Origin of the sequence: Halomonas sp. BC1 (assembly GCF_002078135.1) — a bacterium.
GTDB classification, from domain to species: domain Bacteria; phylum Pseudomonadota; class Gammaproteobacteria; order Pseudomonadales; family Halomonadaceae; genus Vreelandella; species Vreelandella stevensii.
Genome location: NZ_LFGS01000017.1, coordinates 7,348 through 23,481, shown reverse-complemented (window position 1 = coordinate 23,481; position 16,134 = coordinate 7,348). Strand labels below are relative to the sequence as shown.

Below are 16,134 nucleotides of genomic sequence, written 5' to 3'. Positions count from 1 at the left end.
TCAGGCTTTGGCCTTCTTGAGCTGCTGACGAATCGTGACGACCACCACAAATATTGCCAGCGAAGCGAAAAGCCAAGTGATCGGCGACGACACCAAGATACTGGGATCACCGCGAGAGAGCGCAAGGGCACGACGCAGGTTCTCTTCCAGCATCGGGCCGAGAATGAAAGCGATTAAAAAGGGCGCGGCGGGGATGGCGAACAGGAACATGAAAAAGCCAAATACACCCATCGCCAGCAGTACGATGACGTCATACATACTGTTGGAGATCGAAAAAATACCGAAGACGCATAGCGCAAGCACGATAGGCGCCATCAGCCCTGGTGGAATCCGTGAGATATGCGAGAAAAAGCGCATGGTGGCTTTACCCGCACCAAACAGCAGAACGGAGGAGAACAGCATGCCGATAAACAGCATGTAAACCTCATTAAGATTGTTCTCAAACAGCATCGGGCCGGGGGTCATGCCGTGAATCATAAAAGCGCCCAGCATCACGCCAGTAATCACATCGCCTGGCACACCCAGCGCTAACAAAGGAATCATGGTGGAGCCACAGCAGCCATTATTGGCGGACTCGGATGCCGCGATCCCTTCTAGTTCGCCTTTACCAAAGTTGTCGCGGTTCTTCGAGCTGCGCTGCGCTTCCCCGTAGGAAGAGAACGCCGCTGCCGAGGGGCCAATACCGGGAATGGCTCCCATCACCACCCCGATCATGCTGCCTTTGAGCATGGCCTTTAAGGAGCGGCGCAGCTCATCCCGTGTTACGCGGTTATCGCCTAGCTGCATGGGCTTATGGCTTTGATTGTGACGAAAAACAATAATTTTAAGCAGCTCAGGGATCGCAAATAGACCGATGAGCACGGGCGCAACCGCAAGACCGCTCTGCATATCCACGGTGAGATCAAAGCGGAACGAGCCGTACATATCCTCCCCTACGGTGGCCAGCAGTAGCCCTAAGCACGCCGACACAAGCCCAAGCAGCAGCGAGCGCCCTGACACCCCAGCCACCGTCGTAAGTGCGAAAATCATCAGCATAAAGTATTCGGGTGGCCCGATGCGCAGCGCTAGGAGTGCCAGAGGTGCGGCAATAAAAATCAGCGAGAGATTGGAGATAAAGTCCCCGGTACAGGACGAATAGAGCGCCATGTTGAGGGCTTTGCCTGCTTTGCCCTGCTGGGCCAGCGGGTAGCCGTCAAGGGTGGTACAGGCGGCTGAGGCAGTTCCCGGAGTCTTGATCAGAATCGCGGATACCGAGCCGCCGTAGGTTGAGCCTTTATAGAGCGCAACGAGCAGTAAAATACTCGGTATCGGCTGCATATAAAACGTAAAAGGCAGCGCCAGGGTTACCGCCATGGTGCCGGTCATGCCGGGAATGGCACCGATAATCACGCCGCCCCAGATGCCGGCGGCCATGATCAGAAAGTTCTCAAGGGTGGCCACCGCTTGGAAGGCAACCAGCAGATCGTTGAGCATAGTGGTAATCCTATACGCGGTAGGTTAAATACCGACCGCCTTGAAGAGGCTGCCGACAGGGAAACGCGTATTGAGTGCGCTGGAGAAAAACAGGTAGAGAACCAGTGGGAGAGCGATGGCAACGATGACCGCCACCACTTTATGGCGCCAATAACCGGTCAGTATTAGCATCGCCATTAACAGCAGAATGCTCGATAGCAAAAAACCGAGTAGCATTACGGAGCCGATAAACACTGCAAAGGCCAGCACCGTCCAAGCGAAGCGAGTGAGTAGGGTGGCAAGCGGCGTATCGCCCCGTATTGAGCGGGCGTCTTCAGGGTCGGCGATGGTTGCGGTTTTACGTGAAAAAGATAGCCCTACGAGCAGCATGCCTAATGCCATGCCGAGCATGGAAATCGTGCGTGGCCACATGTCCGGCGGCGGCGCAAACCCGGGAATAAAGCGTGGGCGGGGCACATAGGCGGGGATCAGTAAAAAAAGTACGATACCGAACAGCGCTGTTATTACTAAACCACGTGTCATACCCATGCCCCCTCCAGTGATGAATTGTTGTATACAGTCACGACTAAGTGTTTGACATTGGCTTACTCTAGATAGCCAAACTGCTCTGCTAAGCTGCGATAGAACTCGTACTGCTCTTTGGCATACGTCTTCATATCGACGCTGCCAATCGTGGATATGGAGCCACGATTGGCAGCACGACCGAGCCAGGTTTCATCTTCAGCGACGTGCTCCATTACTTCGCTCCAGGTGTTAACTACTTCCTCGGGGAGGTTCGGCGGACCATAGAGCGCGCTCCAACCGATGACTTGCCCAGCCAAGTCATAACCCAACTCTTCAGCTGTCGGCACGTCGGGGAGTGCTTCCAGACGTTCGGGTGAGAACACCATTAACGGGCGCATATCACCGCTCTCGATATGCGGCATCAATGAAGCGGCGGCGATGGCAAGAAAATCAACATGCCCGCCTAGTAATGCTGTCGCGAGCTCACCGCCCCCACGATAGGGAATCAGTGTTGCCGCCGTTAGCGGATCCATTTCCGCGTCAGCCAGCAGCGACTGTACGGTAAAACCATCGATGGCGGTGGCACCAGAAGCGGCGTAGCTCATCGCGCCAGGGTCGTTTTTGATGCCGTTCAGCAACTCGTCGACGCTTTCATAAGGAGAGTCTTCCGCCACGGCAAGAATCATCGGTGTGGCTTCGAGCGGGCTGAGGAATGTGTACTCGTCCCAGTCGACGCTGCTGTTTTCGTTGACCGCCGGTGACAGCGCCATGCCGACGCGGGCTAGCAGCAGGGTGTATCCATCGGCGTCAGACTGCACAACATCACGCGCACCGGTCATGCCGCCTGCGCCGGCCTGATTGACGACAGTCACAGGCTGACCGAGATATTCACGAGCAGACTCCGCTAGTGCCCTGCCAGCCAGGTCGGAGGCTCCGCCTGGGCCATAAGGGACTACCAGTGTCACGGGTTCTGAAGGGTAGTTCTGAGCATAGGCAGTGGAGGCCGCGAGCAGCGCTGCTGCCGCTAAGCTTAAGGTGAGTTTCATACTGATCTCCGCAAGGGTGGTTGCATAGCTATTTCTGGATGCCTGTTATTAGAGAAGTGCGCGACGAGGAGTAACGTCAGCCACCACTTTCAACATAGACAAGTATGAAGTTTCTTGCAACAATTATCCTTGGTATTCGATTATGTTCTAGTGGTGGGGCAAAGTTGCAAGCTTATCGTTTATGAACATTGTTCTATTTACAGTTAATGGATCGAAAAACTATTTTGGCGAGAGTTAATGCTATGAAAATAAAGGAAATTGAAGCATTCGATGCATTCATGAAGCATGGCACCACAAAAGCGGCGGCCGAAACGTTAGGCATCAGCCAATCGATGGTCAGTCGTTTACTCATCGGGCTAGAGGGCGAGCTGGGGTTTGCACTGTTCAAGCGCGCCCGTAATCAGCTTTCGCCAACGTCTGAAGCATTTTTATACCACGCGTCCGTTTTACGGCTGATGGCGAGTATTCGAGATACTCAAAAAGATGCGGACGCTATTGCTAATAACCAGTTGGGCAGTGTCGTCGTGGCGGCACAACCCATTTTTTGCGATACCTTTTTACTCGATGTGATTAAACGGTTTAAACAACATCATCCTAATGTCGGCGTGCGAGTCATCGATGCAGGATTACAAGAATTGCTCAAAATGATCGACAATAATACCTGTGATGTCGCGCTGGGAATAACGCTTGAAGCAGACACTTATGGGGCAAAAGTGAGTACGCTTGCACGCTGTTCTGCCAGATGCATCATGCATCGTACACACCCCCTCGCTAGGCAAGATGTGGTGGCGCTTACCAGCTTACAAAACCAGACGTTCGTTGAGCTGATGGCCGATAGCCCCCTGCGTGCCCGCGTGGATTACATTATGCAGACAGTGGATATAAAGCGGCATATTGCTGCTGAAATGCGCCATATGCGAGGTGTGTGTGCATTGGTTGATCGCGGGCTTGGGGTGGCTGTGATTGATCCCATTGCAGAGCTGCTGCTGCAGGGAACCGCCGTTGTATCAAAGCCTATGGAGCCAACCATTGAATGGGAAATTGCCTTGCTCAAATCTAAACACAAGCCGTTAAGTAATGTGGCCGAATCTTTCTGCGAAGAGGTATACGCTGAAATCGCCAGCTTGCATCAAATGGGCATTTTAAGATCGCTGACTCATTAAATTAAGCTTAATGCTCGTCCTGATACAGCTATTGTCGGTTAACGCGAAAGACGCCCGCTCAGCATTGATGCTGACCGTAGCGTCTAACACTGTAATAACCCCTTTCTGCCAATCTAGCTGGATGGAACTCTACTCTTCCCGGCGGTAGATCAAGTCCCATACGCCGTGACCGAGCTTCTCGCCGCGCGCTTCGAACTTGGTGAGCGGGCGGAATTCCGGGCGCGGTACATAGGGGGCCGTGTCTTGATCGGCGGTGTTGGCATAGCCAGGGGCCGCCTCCATCACCTCGGCCATCCATTCGGCATAGGCTTCCCAGTCGGTGGCCATATGGAAGGTGCCGCCGGGCATGAGGCGCGTGCGAATGAGCTCCACGAAGGCCGGCTGGACGATGCGCCGCTTGTGGTGCTTTTTCTTCGGCCATGGGTCGGGGAAGAACAGTTGCAGGGTCGTCAGCGAGGCTTCCGGCAAGCACTGCTCGAGGACGGCCAGCGCATCTTCACGGTACACCCGCAGGTTGGTCAAACCGCGCTTGTCGACCTCGTCCAGCAGCTTGCCCACGCCAGGGGCGTGTACTTCGATGCCGATGAAGTCGGTATCCGGGTGGGTTTCTGCCTGTTCGATCAGCGAATTGCCCATGCCAAAGCCAATTTCCACCACGCGGGGGGCTTGGCGGCCAAACAGGGCATCCAGATCCTGGCGGCCATCGGCAATGGTCAAGCCCAGGCGTGGCCATACTTCTTCCAGGCCGCGCTGCTGGGCCTGGGTCATGCGCCCGGCACGGATCACGTAGCTTTTGATGCCGCGACGATGCAATGGCGCATCGGCGCTCTCCGGGCCAGTGGTGTTGCCGTTCGGCACAGTGTCGTTGGTGTCGGTCATGATGTCTCTGTATCAGCCGTTGATTCGGCCTGCAAATGGCGAAGAGGGGTCGGCGCTCTGGCGGCGCGGCATGCGCCCGGCCAAAAAGGCGTCGCGGCCAGCTTCCACGGCCAGCTTCATGGCGTTGGCCATACGCAGCGGGTCGCGTGCGTGGGCAATCGCGGTATTCAGCAGTACCCCGTCGCACCCTAGCTCCATGGCCATGGAGGCATCCGAGGCCGTCCCGATGCCGGCGTCTACCAATACGGGGACCTTGCTCTGCTCGACGATCAGACGCACGTTGTGCGGGTTCTGAATGCCGTGGCCCGAGCCAATCAATGAGCCCAGCGGCATGATGGCGCAGCAGCCCATGGCTTCCAGCTCGCGTGCCACGATGGGGTCATCACTGGTGTACACCATGACTTCGAAGCCATCGGCCAGCAGGGTTTCTGCGGCTTTTAGCGTCTCGACCACGTTGGGGTAGAGGGTGTGATCATCGCCCAGCACTTCCAGCTTGACGAGGTTGTGGCCATCCAGCAGCTCGCGGGCCAGGCGGCAGGTGCGAATCGCATCCTTGGCGTTGTAGCAGCCCGCGGTATTGGGCAGCAGGGTGTACTGCCTGGGCGAGATGACGTCGAGCAGGTTTGGCGCATCGGCGTCCTGGCCAAGGTTGGTGCGGCGCACGGCAAAGGTGACGATCTCGGCACCGCTCTGGGCAATGGCCGCGCCGGTTTCGGTAAAGTCCTTGTACTTGCCGGTGCCTACCAACAGGCGGGAAGTAAAGTCACGTCCGGCAATAGTGAACGGTGTGTCGGTCAGTTGCGTCATGGCGATTCCTTGAAAAAGCGCGATGGCCGTTAGCCGCCACCAATGGCGTGGACGACTTCGACCTGGTCGCCATCGGCGAGCGCGGTGGTGGCCAGCTGGCTCTTGGGCACGATCTGTTCGTTGATCTCGACGGCGATTCGCCGCCCGCTCAAGCCCAGTTGGGCGACCAGATCAGCGGCGGTCAGGTCCGGGGCAATGGCGTAGGCTTCGCCATTGAGCGTAAGCTGTATCGACTCATTGGGGGTAGACATAAACAGTAAGCACCCTGGTGGAGGAGGCAAAACGGCCTCTATTGTAGCGGTTTCGACCCGTGCAAGGTATGCAGCGGGGTGAATATCTCATGATTAACGGGGTGGCGATGCGCCGCCAACATAGGTGAAAAGGAGTCAGGCGTGCAGCGAATCGACAAGCTGTGGTGGTGTGTGGTGGCGCTTTTAGGGGCAACCATGGTGATGCTGGGGGCTTACGCGGCCCATGGGCTCTCGGCACGCACCAGCGCTGCCATGGTAGATATCGTAGAAACCGGCGTGCGCTACCAAGCGTGGCACACGCTGGCCATGCTGGCGGTGCTTGCTTGGCGCAGCCAACGTCCGCTCCCCGGTCAGCAGGTCGTACTCGCCTTATGGGCGTTAGGTGTGCTGGCCTTTGCTGGTTCGCTCTACCTGATGGCGCTGGCCGGGTTGAGCGTAGGTATCGTGACGCCGATCGGCGGGCTGCTGCTGATGGCCGGTTGGCTGGCCCTGGGCGTCACGGCGCTGCTAAGCCGCTCTTAATCGACGCTAGCCCAGTAGCATGCGCAGCGGCATCCACAGGCCCATGCCGATCATCACCAGGTTTTCGGTGAGCGACACAAAGCCAAGCGGAACGTTGCTGTTGCCACCCACGCAGGCGCACTTGAGTTTGCGCTTATCGATGTAAACCGCTTTGAAGACTGATACCGCGCCCACGGTGCCGACGAATAGCGCCAGCGGCGCGGCTACCCAAATCAGTGTACCAGCCAGCATCAACAGCCCGGCGGCGGTTTCGGCGTAGGGGTAAACGTAGCTATAGGGCACGTAGCGCTGGGCGAGCAGGTCGTAGTTGAGAAACATGGTGCTGAAGCTTTCGATATCCTGCAGCTTCTGCAGGCCCAGCAGCACCATCGCGGTCGCTACGGCAAACTCTGGCATGCGCGCCGTGAGCAGCGTGCCCTGGGTCGTCCAGCTCATCGCCAGGCCTATCAATAGCGCGATGGCAAAAATGGCCAGCACCGGGCGGTAGGTAGTCTCTTTGGCATTGGGAACGCTCATCCCTAGATGCTCACGCAGCTCTTCGTAGCCGCCGATACGTTGGTTATCTATGTACACCTGTGGCGTGGTATCGACGTTCTCCTGCTCCTTGAACGCGTCGATCTCCTCACGAGAGGTGAGGGTGTGGTCATCCACCGCGTAGCCTTTGCGCCTGAGCAGGTCGACGGTCTTCAAGCCGAACGGGCACATGTGCTCGGCGGTTTTCATCCGATACACCTGTGCGGTGTGGTGGGTCGTTGCTGCCATCATCAGCCTCCTTGTCGTCTTACGATCAACGTCCACCTTTTAGCGTAGAACCCGGTGCCACCCATAGGTCAAATGAGAGGGAAAGACCGTTGTCTGGTCCTTGACCTGTGGGTAGCCCCAAGGTGGTAAGCTTTGCAAAAAACGGTGTCATAGGAGAGCGATATGAAACGACATGCCACTGCGCTGCTGGTATCCGGTGCTTTGATGTTCGGCGCTGCGACCGCCCACGCCGCGCTGCCGGATGAGGCGACGCTGTATAAGAACCCTCAATGTGGCTGCTGCGATGAGTATGCGCGTCATCTTGAAGAACTTGGCGTAGACGTCACCATCATCGATGACGTCGAGCTGGGTGATATTAAGCAGCAGGCGGGCGTGCCTTACGGCATGGGCTCGTGCCACACCATCGAGATAGGCAACTACTGGATCGAAGGGCACGTGCCGATGGAAGCGGTTGAGGCACTGTTTGAACAGCAACCGGATGTCGATGGCATCGGCTTAGCCGGTATGCCAATTGGCACACCGGGCATGCCAGGGCCCCAAAGCGAGCCTTACAACGTTTACCTATTCAGCGATCAAGACGCCCAGCCGTTTATGACGCTGTAGGCGAAGAAGCGCCGTTGCGTCGCGCAAACTCTGCTGCGGGTGCTGGCTTGCTAAAGAAGTAGCCCTGATAGACATGGCACCCCAAGCGAGCCAGTACTGTACTTTGATCGGCGGTTTCCACACCCTCGGCAATCACATCAAGCCCTAGGCTCTCTGCTAGGGCGATAATGGTGGCGGCTGCCAGGTGGCTGTGGCGGGGTTTGTGCAGCGTTTCCTTAACGCCACCGGTATTCGCGTACGGGACTACCCGATGACGCTGGATCGGCTGATCGACCAGCTCCCCAAAGTGAGTTGAGCGCGTTAAAGCGTGAACGACCGCGCTGTTCGGCTGCCTAGAGTTTATCCGGCAGCGCATAGCTGGCGGTGACATGCACCACGGGGCGCGATGCATCGTTGACCGAAAAAATCTGCACTTCGCCCACCGCCAGGCGGCGGCCTAGCTTGATCAGCCTAGCGTGGGCGACGATGTCGTGATCGCCGGAGGCCGCGCGTAGAAAGTGGCAGTTCAGATCGCTGGTCACGGCCATCGCTTCAGGGCCTATTTGGGCCAGTATCGCCACGTAGAGCGCCACATCCGCAAAGCCCATCATGGTAGGGCCCGACACGCGAGGGCCAGGGCGCAAGTGCTCATGGCCAATAGTTAGACGCATGGTGGCGCACATCTCTCCTACGCTCTCTATCTTGCCCATGCGCTGGGGAAAGACCTCATCCAGAAAATGCTCGATCTGCTCGACGGTCATGGCGGTCATTGTTGTTCTCCTTGACGTTAACGTAAGTCAGCATAAATAAAAAAGCCCCAAGGCGCGAGCCTTGGGGCTTGGCAGGCCATTCAGCAGTAGTGCTTACTTGGCCTTGTGTACCTGGCGCCATTCGTGCAACAGCGGTTCGGTATAGCCAGACGGCTGTACGCGACCCTTGAATACCAGGTCAGAGGCGGCTTTGAACGCGGTAGAGCTTTCAAAGTCGGCGCTCATGGCCGTGTAAGTGGGGTCGCCAGCGTTCTGCTCGTCAACTACTTTCGCCATGCGCTTGAGGGTCTCCTCGACACGTGGCGCATCGACGATGCCATGGTGCAGCCAGTTGGCAATGTGCTGGCTGGAAATACGCAGCGTGGCGCGGTCTTCCATCAGGCCGACGTTGTGAATGTCCGGCACCTTCGAGCAGCCGACGCCGTGCTCTACCCAGCGCACCACGTAACCCAGAATGCCTTGGCAGTTGTTATCCAGCTCCTGCTGAATCTCGTCATCCGACCAGTTGGCGTTTTCTGCTACCGGCACGGTGAGCAGGTCGTCGAGCAGATCCGGCTCGCCCTGGGCTTCCAGGTCGCGCTGAATATCGGCGACATTGACCTGATGGTAGTGCAGTGCGTGCAGGGCAGCCGCCGTGGGTGACGGTACCCACGCCGTGTTGGCACCGGCTTTCGGATGGCCGATCTTCTGCTCCAGCATGCTGTGCATCAGGTCGGGCATGGCCCACATGCCTTTACCGATCTGGGCGCGGCCACGCAGGCCACAGGCCAAACCGACCTGCACGTTGTTCTTCTCGTAGGCGGTGATCCACGCAGCGCTCTTCATGTCACCCTTGCGCACCATCGGGCCAGCTTCCATGGCGGTGTGCATCTCATCGCCGGTGCGGTCCAGGAAGCCGGTGTTGATGAATACCACGCGCGAGGTGGCTTCGGCGATACATGCCTTGAGGTTGACCGTGGTGCGGCGCTCCTCGTCCATGATGCCCATTTTCAGGGTGTCACGGCTCATGCCCAGAATGTCTTCCACGCGGCCAAACAGCTCGTTGGCAAACGCGACTTCTTTGGGTCCGTGCATCTTCGGCTTGACGATGTACACCGAACCCGCGCGGGAGTTGCGCGGCTGGTCGGCGTCTTTCTTCAGATCGTGCAGCGCCAGCAGCGAGGTCACTACCGCATCCAGGATGCCTTCCGGCAGTTCGTTGCCGTTTTCGTCCAGCACCGCAGGCGTGGTCATCAGGTGGCCCACGTTGCGCACGAACATCAGCGAACGGCCCGGCAGCGTGATGCTGTTGCCGTCGGTGGTTTGCCAGGTGCGGTCGGCGTGCAGCTTGCGGGTGAAGGTTTTGCCGCCTTTCTCGATGTTCTCTTCCAGGTCGCCCTTCATCAGGCCGAGCCAGTTGCTGTACACGCCGACCTTGTCTTCGGAGTCTACCGCTGCCACGGAGTCTTCGCAGTCCATGATGGCGGTCAGCGCGGCTTCGACGACCACGTCCTTGACGTGTGCCGGGTCGGTCTTGCCGATGGGGTGGCTGGCGTCGATCTGGATTTCCAGGTGCAGACCGTTGTTGGCCAGCAGAATCGACTCGGGGGCAGAAGCGTCGCCGTTGAAGCCGATCAGCTTGCCTGCATCTTGCAGGCCGGTTTCACGACCGCCCTCCAGGCTGACCACCAGGTGGCCATCGCGAATCACGTATTTCACTGCATCCCGGTGGGAACCGGTGGCCAGCGGGGCGGCACGGTCCAGCACGCCACGGGCGTAAGCGATGACTTTTTCGCCGCGCTTCGGGTTGAAGCTGGTGCCTTTTTCCGCGCCATCTTCTTCTGAGATGGCGTCGGTGCCGTACAGCGCATCGTACAAGCTGCCCCAGCGGGCGTTGGCCGCGTTCAGGGCGTAGCGAGCGTTGCTCACCGGTACGACCAGCTGTGGGCCCGCTTGAATAGCCACTTCACGGTCGACGTTGGCGGTGGTGGCCTTCACGCTGTTCGGTGGTTCTACCAGGTAGCCCACTTCTTTCAGGAAGCGACGGTAGGCGGGCATGTCGCTGACCGGGCCGGGGTTTTCCCGATGCCAGGCGTCCAGCTTCTCTTGCAGCGTGTCGCGCTCTTCGAGCAGCTGGCGGTTTTTTGGGGTCAAATCGTGGAACAGGGCATCGACACCGGCCCAGAAGGCGCTTTCGTCGACGCCGGTGCCCGGCAGAGCCTGCTCGTTGATGAAACGGTCCAGGTCGGCTGCCACCTGTAAACGGTGGCGCGTGATACGCTCGCTCATGGGGATCTCCTGTGAAGGTGCCCGTGGATTGTTCTAGTGCCACGGTTCGGGTGAAAGGTGATTTATGGAAAATACTTCCACACCTGCGGTGGCATGTAAACAGGGTAGACCCGAAAGCGGTAAAATGCTCGACCAAATGATGAGAGTGGCCCCGCTGCCGCTGCGATCAAGCGCTGTTTCGCCAGCCCATGGATGTGTCGTGTTCACGGAGAGGCGTTGATGCATAATTTCCAGCATTTGGAAGGCCTGTTTCGCCAGGCATCAGGCGATTCGCCGCTCTCTCTCTTGAGGCCGGGCGAGGCACTCATGGACGCCATGCACGACTACTTCTGCCATTACGGTTTGGCGGCCTTACTGAGCGACACCCATGAGGTGCACGCTGGTTTCATCGATACCGGCCGGTTTACGCTCTGGTGCCAGGTATGGAGCCCGCCTGCACCGGTAGGCACGGCGTTTGTGATTCACGGCTATTTCGACCACCTGGGGCTGTATCGCCATTTGCTGGGCTGCTTGCTGGCCAAGGGCTGGCGCGTGGTGCTGTGGGACTTGCCGGGCCATGGGCTCTCCAGCGGCCCCCGGGCCGAGATCGAAGACTTCGACGACTACCAGCACTGCCTGACTTACCTGCAAGAAGCGCTGCAGGTGTATGGCATGGCGCCTACGCCGTGGCTAGGCGTCGGGCAGAGTACCGGCGCGGCCATTCTGGCCACGGATGCGTTGACGCGCCAGGACGAGGCAGGCTGGGCAGGCATCGTGCTGTTGGCACCTTTGGTGCGGCCCTGGCGCTGGAGCCAATCCAGCTGGCTTCACTTGATCGCCAGTCCGTTCGTCAAGGAGCTGCCGCGCAAGTATCGGCCCAACTCTACCGATGAGCAGTTCACCGAATTCCTGCGCGACCAGGACCCGCTGCAACCTGAACGGTTGAGCGTGGCGTGGATTACCGCCATGCGCCGCTGGATGCCCCGGCTGTTGGCGCTGGAGCCCAGCCCGCTACCCACCTTGATTCTTCAAGGCGAGCAGGACCTCACCGTCGATTGGGAGTGGAATCTCACCATTCTGGCGGAGAAGTTTCCCAACGCCGAGATACACCGCCACCCGGAGGCGCGCCATCATTTGGTGAACGAAGCCGAGCCGATTCGCCAGGTGTTGTTCGAAGCCCTGGACCACTTTGTCGAGAACCTACCTGAAGCCCCCACCAAGGAGCAGCCATGACCGCCACTCAATCGCCCAAAGTACTGGTTTTTGCGGGCAGCGCCCGTGAAGGCTCGCTGAATAAACAGCTGGCCAAACTGGCCGCCCAGCGCATCGAAGCGCTTGGTGGTCAGGCCACGTTCATCGACTTGAAAGAGTACCCCTGCCCACTGTTTGATGAAGACATCGAAGCCCAGGGCATGCCGGAGAACGTACTGAAGCTGCGCGAGATTCTGGCAGAGCACCAGGCGCTTTTGATCGCCTCGCCAGAGTACAACGGCTTTATCACCCCGCTTTTGAAAAACACCCTGGACTGGCTGTCCCGCCCCTACGGCGATACCCCCGGTTTGGGACTATTTGCCGGTAAATGGGCGGCGCTGGTGGCCGCCTCCCCCGGTGGCCTGGGCGGAATTCGCGCGCTGCCGCTGGGCCAGCAACTGCTCGCCAACCTGAGCCTCACCGTGCTGCCTCAGCCGCTCTCGCTCCCCAAGGCGGGCAGTGCGTTCGACGACAGCGGTGCGCTCAGCGATGATGCCACCGGCCAGAAGCTGGATGCGCTGTGCCAACGCTTGGTGGATTGCCTGGCAGCAACGCACTGACCACAGGGGGCTTATGCCCCCTTCAACAGACGATCCAGTTGCCGGTAGCCGATGGCTTCGATAAAGTGCGGCTGAGAGGGCTTGGGTTCACCCTGCAGGTCGGCCAGCGTCAGCGCCACGCGCAGTACCCGGTGGTAGGCACGGGCGGAGAGCTTGAGCTTTTCCAGCACGCCAGCGAGCCAGGCGCGCTCTTCATCGTTGAGGGCGCAGGCGGCTTCCAGCGCTTTACCGCTGAGCTGGCTATTGAGCGCACCTCTTGCCATTTGCCGCTCCCGGGCGGCCATGACTCGTTCGCGCACCGCGCTGGAGGGCTCGCCCTGGGTTTGTGCGGTGAGCTGCTCCGGTGGCAGCGCGGGTACTTCCACCTGCAGGTCGATGCGGTCCAGCAGCGGGCCAGAAAGCCGCGCCTGGTAGCGCTGAATCTGGCTGGCGCTGCACTGGCAGCGGCTTCGCGGGTCGCCCAGGTGGCCGCAGGGGCAGGGGTTCATGGCGGCAACGAGCTGAAACTGTGCGGGGTAGCGGCGTTCATGGCTGGCGCGGGAGAGGTGAATTTCGCCGGTCTCCAGCGGCTGACGCAACACTTCCAGCACGTGGCGCGAAAACTCCGGCAGCTCATCCAGAAACAGCACGCCGTGGTGCGCTAGCGAGATTTCCCCTGGCCTGGGCTTCGAACCACCGCCAACCAGCGCGGCGGCGCTGGCGCTGTGGTGGGGCTGGCGGAAGGGCCGCTGGCCCCAGTCGGCTTCCAGCGCCAAGCCGCATACCGAGCGCACCGCTGCTACCTCCAGGGCGTCGTCCTCGGAGAGCGGTGGCAGAATGCCGGGCAGGCGGCTGGCCAGCATGGTCTTGCCGGTGCCGGGCGGGCCTGCAAACAGCAAGTTGTGGCCCCCGGCGGCGGCCACTTCCAGCGCCCGGCGGGCCTGGTGCTGGCCGCGCACATCGGCCAGGTCGGCCATGGGCGTGGTCGATTTGGCCGATGCCGAGAGCTGGTGGGGTGGGATCTTTTCCTGGCCTAGCAGGTGGGCGACGACTTGCCAGAGAGAGTCGGCGGGCAGCACCGGTAGATCGCCCGCCAGGGCAGCTTCATCGGCGCAGGCGCGGGGCACGATCAACGCCTTGTTGGCACGGCGGGTGGCCAGCGCAAAGGGCAGCACGCCGGGTACCGCCCGCAGCTTGCCATCCAGAGCCAGTTCGCCGGCGCACTCCACGCCTTCCAACGCATCTACCGGGATTTGGCCCGACGCCGCGAGAATGCCCAGCGCAATGGGGAGATCGAAACGGCCACCCTCTTTGGGCAGGTCCGCCGGGGCGAGGTTGAGGGTAATGCGCTTGGTGTTGGGGAAATCGAAGCCCGCGTTGATCAAGGCGCTGCGCACCCGCTCGCGGCTCTCCTTCACGGCGGTTTCCGGCAGGCCCACCAGTGTCAGGCCCGGCAAGCCATTCGCCAGATGTACCTCGACATGCACCGCCGGTGCTTCCAACCCCACGCCCGCCCGCGTGGCCACAATGGCTAGCGTCATCGCCTTTCCTCTGCAGTTGTCACTTACTCCAATGTAGGATAAAGCTACATTAGCTTAAGTATTTAACCTAACGTAATTAAGAAGGCTTTGGTAGCGATTAAGCAACCGGTTCAAGTAGCGGAGACAGCTTGACGAAGTAATGCGCTTGCATTACCTTTGTATGCATTACCTTTGCATTGCTATCAAGCGGAGAGCGACAGTGAGCACGCTTATCGAAGACGACTCAACTCTGACGGATCGCTATCAAACGACTGTTCCTGCATCGGTTCGCCGGGCACTAAAGCTGAAGCGCCGAGACCGTATTCATTATACCGTTCGTCCTGATGGTGAAGTGGTGCTTTCCAAGGCGAGTGATGAGGCCAAGCACGACCCTGTGATGGTCAACTTCCTCAATTTTCTAGAGCGCGATCTTCTGGCGCATCCAGAAAATATTCGCCCGGTGACTGCCAGTAGCTTTGCCGAGGCCGAACGGCTTACCGCAGGTATTGAGGTAGACCTCGAAGAGGCGCTGGAAGAGGATGATGACGACGAATGAAGCCTCTGGAGGTTAATGGATGGACGATTTATGCCCATCCGTTGTTCTTGGAACAAGTCGAAGCACTCACCTTGAAGGTGAGACAGCTTCAATCGAAAGATCCTGCCGGTTATCGCAACAAGGCGGCCACCAAGCGTCTAGCAGCGATCATGAAGCTAGCCTTGAATGATATTCCGCAGGATCCATCAGGCACTCAATACCGCCAAGGGAGCACGCTTGGCACAGAGCACACTCATTGGCAACGAGCAAAGTTCTACCAGCAGTACCGGCTGTTCTTTCGCTACGATGCTGCGAGCAAAATCATTATTTATGCATGGGTCAATGATGACGCTACAAAACGTGCTTATGGCAGTAAGCATGATGCTTACTCTGTCTTTCAGAAAATGCTCAGCAGTGGCAACCCACCGGATAGTTGGACAGCCTTACAGAAAGCCTCAGTGAGCGAAGTTGAACGAATCCATTTACTTTTAGCGGCAGATAACAACGATAACTAAATCATACTAGATCTTTTTGGGTAGATCCGCTGGGGCTTCCAACCCCACGCCCGCCCGCGTGGCCACAATCGCTAATTTCATGGCGCTCCCTCGCAACGTCTCTCAATCGGCTCATTCAGTTTAATGAGCCTGCTCGTTGGCTAAGCCTACTTTATTCGGGGTGCCGAGGGCTACCATGACGGGGCAACGGCAAGATCAACGCAGCCCAACGTTGCTAATTTTTCCTTGCCTGGCCAGGATCAAACTCTGATAGGCAGTGCAGAGGTGATACAACATGAGCTTGCTGACTCCTTTTGGTCCGTTGCGGGATATCCCGCTGGACAATCTTGAACAATTAAACCCGCCTTATTCATGAGCCCGCCTTATTCACGAGGGCGCTGATTGAGCGGTCTGAAGGTACTGGCTGTTGGCATTGCTTATCAGGATTCGCCTCTTCAGCGCGAGTGGCTGTTGAGTAATGCCAGAACGCAGCCCTTTTCCTACTTACTTATAGCTCTTTGGAATCAATGGCGGCCGTCCAAGCAGCCGTGATCGCCGACCGCCGCTCCGGTCGCTCGCTTTCTGATGCTGTGGTGGTCTCGCAGGAGCGTCAGCTCAGTGCGGTCAGCTTCGGCAACCCCTTCAGCAGCGTCGGCCACCACTTGTCGGCGGCGGCACCCAGATGAACGGTGATTCGCCGAGCGTGCAGCCTCAGCGTGGCGGCGACCTTCAGCACCTGCTCGCGCATCCGACTCAGACTCCAGCCTTGTCGGGTTTGCCGCTCCAGGA

Annotated in this window: 18 protein-coding genes and 1 pseudogene; 7 read left to right on the top strand and 12 right to left on the bottom strand. The window is 58.8% G+C overall.

Annotation, left to right across the window (positions count from 1 at the left end; all coding sequences use genetic code 11):
* The 3 genes from B7L72_RS13140 to B7L72_RS13130 are packed head-to-tail and all read right to left on the bottom strand — an operon-like array spanning position 1 to position 3,023.
* Complete coding sequence (locus B7L72_RS13140) at positions 1-1,473, bottom strand: tripartite tricarboxylate transporter permease (RefSeq protein ID WP_081138619.1); 1,473 nt, start codon at positions 1,471-1,473, stop codon at positions 1-3.
* 24 nt (positions 1,474-1,497) lie between these two features.
* A complete protein-coding gene (locus B7L72_RS13135) occupies positions 1,498-2,001 on the bottom strand; it encodes a tripartite tricarboxylate transporter TctB family protein (protein WP_081138621.1) in 504 nt (167 codons plus the stop codon).
* A gap of 56 nt (positions 2,002-2,057) precedes the next feature.
* On the bottom strand, positions 2,058-3,023 hold the full coding sequence (locus tag B7L72_RS13130; protein ID WP_081138622.1) for a Bug family tripartite tricarboxylate transporter substrate binding protein: 966 nt from the start codon (positions 3,021-3,023) through the stop codon (positions 2,058-2,060).
* A gap of 242 nt (positions 3,024-3,265) precedes the next feature.
* On the opposite strand from B7L72_RS13130, the gene B7L72_RS13125 reads away from it, so the two are divergent.
* Positions 3,266-4,186, top strand: coding sequence for a LysR family transcriptional regulator (locus B7L72_RS13125; protein WP_081138624.1), 921 nt, complete (start codon positions 3,266-3,268; stop codon positions 4,184-4,186).
* Positions 4,187-4,315: 129 nt separating this feature from the next.
* Here the strand turns inward: B7L72_RS13125 and trmB are convergent, their stop codons facing one another.
* Genes trmB through thiS form a run of 3 tightly spaced genes read right to left on the bottom strand, consistent with a single transcriptional unit; the run spans position 4,316 to position 6,123 of the window.
* Entirely contained in the window at positions 4,316-5,065 is a 750-nt protein-coding gene (gene trmB, locus B7L72_RS13120) for a tRNA (guanosine(46)-N7)-methyltransferase TrmB (protein WP_081194896.1), read from the bottom strand.
* 12 nt (positions 5,066-5,077) lie between these two features.
* Complete coding sequence (locus B7L72_RS13115; RefSeq protein ID WP_081194894.1) at positions 5,078-5,872, bottom strand: thiazole synthase; 795 nt, start codon at positions 5,870-5,872, stop codon at positions 5,078-5,080.
* 29 nt (positions 5,873-5,901) lie between these two features.
* Positions 5,902-6,123 carry a sulfur carrier protein ThiS gene (gene thiS, locus B7L72_RS13110; RefSeq protein WP_081194892.1) on the bottom strand — a complete coding sequence of 74 codons (222 nt, stop codon included), beginning with the start codon at positions 6,121-6,123 and terminating at the stop codon, positions 5,902-5,904.
* Between the two features lie 141 nt (positions 6,124-6,264).
* On the opposite strand from thiS, the gene B7L72_RS13105 reads away from it, so the two are divergent.
* Entirely contained in the window at positions 6,265-6,645 is a 381-nt protein-coding gene (locus B7L72_RS13105) for a DUF423 domain-containing protein (RefSeq protein ID WP_054640754.1), read from the top strand.
* 6 nt (positions 6,646-6,651) lie between these two features.
* Here B7L72_RS13105 and B7L72_RS13100 read toward each other — a convergent pair whose 3' ends face one another.
* Entirely contained in the window at positions 6,652-7,407 is a 756-nt protein-coding gene (locus B7L72_RS13100) for a glutaredoxin (protein WP_217806081.1), read from the bottom strand.
* A gap of 162 nt (positions 7,408-7,569) precedes the next feature.
* Between B7L72_RS13100 and B7L72_RS13095 the strand changes: the two genes are divergently transcribed.
* Entirely contained in the window at positions 7,570-8,010 is a 441-nt protein-coding gene (locus tag B7L72_RS13095; RefSeq protein WP_054640755.1) for a DUF411 domain-containing protein, read from the top strand.
* Here B7L72_RS13095 and B7L72_RS18975 read toward each other — a convergent pair.
* The 3 genes from B7L72_RS18975 to B7L72_RS13080 all read right to left on the bottom strand — a co-directional run bounded on the left by B7L72_RS18975 (position 7,997) and on the right by B7L72_RS13080 (position 11,027).
* The gene (locus B7L72_RS18975) at positions 7,997-8,176 is read right to left on the bottom strand and encodes an EAL domain-containing protein (RefSeq protein ID WP_371317434.1); all 180 of its coding nucleotides are present in this window, start codon (positions 8,174-8,176) and stop codon (positions 7,997-7,999) included. The two genes, B7L72_RS13095 and B7L72_RS18975, sit on opposite strands and share 14 nt — an antisense overlap.
* A gap of 166 nt (positions 8,177-8,342) precedes the next feature.
* Positions 8,343-8,759: a PaaI family thioesterase gene (locus B7L72_RS13085; RefSeq protein WP_081194886.1), complete on the bottom strand. Its 417-nt coding sequence runs from the start codon at positions 8,757-8,759 to the stop codon at positions 8,343-8,345.
* A 93-nt stretch (positions 8,760-8,852) separates the two neighbouring features.
* Positions 8,853-11,027: a malate synthase G gene (locus B7L72_RS13080; protein WP_081194884.1), complete on the bottom strand. Its 2,175-nt coding sequence runs from the start codon at positions 11,025-11,027 to the stop codon at positions 8,853-8,855.
* Positions 11,028-11,246: 219 nt separating this feature from the next.
* Here B7L72_RS13080 and B7L72_RS13075 point away from each other — a divergent pair, with 219 nt between their 5' ends.
* Positions 11,247-12,239 carry an alpha/beta hydrolase gene (locus B7L72_RS13075; RefSeq protein WP_081194882.1) on the top strand — a complete coding sequence of 331 codons (993 nt, stop codon included), beginning with the start codon at positions 11,247-11,249 and terminating at the stop codon, positions 12,237-12,239.
* Entirely contained in the window at positions 12,236-12,817 is a 582-nt protein-coding gene (locus B7L72_RS13070) for an NADPH-dependent FMN reductase (protein WP_081138637.1), read from the top strand. Before B7L72_RS13075 ends, B7L72_RS13070 begins: the two co-directional genes overlap by 4 nt.
* A gap of 11 nt (positions 12,818-12,828) precedes the next feature.
* Here the strand turns inward: B7L72_RS13070 and B7L72_RS13065 are convergent, their stop codons facing one another.
* Positions 12,829-14,337, bottom strand: a complete 1,509-nt coding sequence (locus B7L72_RS13065) for a YifB family Mg chelatase-like AAA ATPase (protein ID WP_081194880.1) — start codon at positions 14,335-14,337, stop codon at positions 12,829-12,831.
* 199 nt (positions 14,338-14,536) lie between these two features.
* Between B7L72_RS13065 and B7L72_RS13060 the strand changes: the two genes are divergently transcribed.
* Positions 14,537-14,872: a type II toxin-antitoxin system PrlF family antitoxin gene (locus B7L72_RS13060; protein ID WP_016915427.1), complete on the top strand. Its 336-nt coding sequence runs from the start codon at positions 14,537-14,539 to the stop codon at positions 14,870-14,872.
* A complete protein-coding gene (locus tag B7L72_RS13055) occupies positions 14,869-15,366 on the top strand; it encodes a type II toxin-antitoxin system YhaV family toxin (protein WP_081194878.1) in 498 nt (165 codons plus the stop codon). Before B7L72_RS13060 ends, B7L72_RS13055 begins: the two co-directional genes overlap by 4 nt.
* Positions 15,367-15,955: 589 nt before the next feature.
* Here B7L72_RS13055 and B7L72_RS18340 read toward each other — a convergent pair.
* Positions 15,956-16,134: pseudogene (locus B7L72_RS18340) on the bottom strand (IS1380 family transposase); the annotation flags it as partial.

Excerpts from the sequence above, each read along its gene's own strand:
- B7L72_RS13140 (WP_081138619.1), bottom strand. The coding sequence starts at position 1,473 with ATGCTCAACGATCTGCTGGTTGCCTTCCAAGCGGTGGCCACCCTTGAG.
- B7L72_RS13135 (WP_081138621.1), bottom strand. The coding sequence starts at position 2,001 with ATGGGTATGACACGTGGTTTAGTAATAACAGCGCTGTTCGGTATCGTA.
- B7L72_RS13130 (WP_081138622.1), bottom strand. The coding sequence starts at position 3,023 with ATGAAACTCACCTTAAGCTTAGCGGCAGCAGCGCTGCTCGCGGCCTCC.
- B7L72_RS13125 (WP_081138624.1), top strand. The coding sequence starts at position 3,266 with ATGAAAATAAAGGAAATTGAAGCATTCGATGCATTCATGAAGCATGGC.
- trmB (WP_081194896.1), bottom strand. The coding sequence starts at position 5,065 with ATGACCGACACCAACGACACTGTGCCGAACGGCAACACCACTGGCCCG.
- B7L72_RS13115 (WP_081194894.1), bottom strand. The coding sequence starts at position 5,872 with ATGACGCAACTGACCGACACACCGTTCACTATTGCCGGACGTGACTTT.
- thiS (WP_081194892.1), bottom strand. The coding sequence starts at position 6,123 with ATGTCTACCCCCAATGAGTCGATACAGCTTACGCTCAATGGCGAAGCC.
- B7L72_RS13100 (WP_217806081.1), bottom strand. The coding sequence starts at position 7,407 with ATGGCAGCAACGACCCACCACACCGCACAGGTGTATCGGATGAAAACC.
- B7L72_RS13095 (WP_054640755.1), top strand. The coding sequence starts at position 7,570 with ATGAAACGACATGCCACTGCGCTGCTGGTATCCGGTGCTTTGATGTTC.
- B7L72_RS13085 (WP_081194886.1), bottom strand. The coding sequence starts at position 8,759 with ATGACCGCCATGACCGTCGAGCAGATCGAGCATTTTCTGGATGAGGTC.
- B7L72_RS13080 (WP_081194884.1), bottom strand. The coding sequence starts at position 11,027 with ATGAGCGAGCGTATCACGCGCCACCGTTTACAGGTGGCAGCCGACCTG.
- B7L72_RS13075 (WP_081194882.1), top strand. The coding sequence starts at position 11,247 with ATGCATAATTTCCAGCATTTGGAAGGCCTGTTTCGCCAGGCATCAGGC.
- B7L72_RS13070 (WP_081138637.1), top strand. The coding sequence starts at position 12,236 with ATGACCGCCACTCAATCGCCCAAAGTACTGGTTTTTGCGGGCAGCGCC.
- B7L72_RS13065 (WP_081194880.1), bottom strand. The coding sequence starts at position 14,337 with ATGACGCTAGCCATTGTGGCCACGCGGGCGGGCGTGGGGTTGGAAGCA.
- B7L72_RS13055 (WP_081194878.1), top strand. The coding sequence starts at position 14,869 with ATGAAGCCTCTGGAGGTTAATGGATGGACGATTTATGCCCATCCGTTG.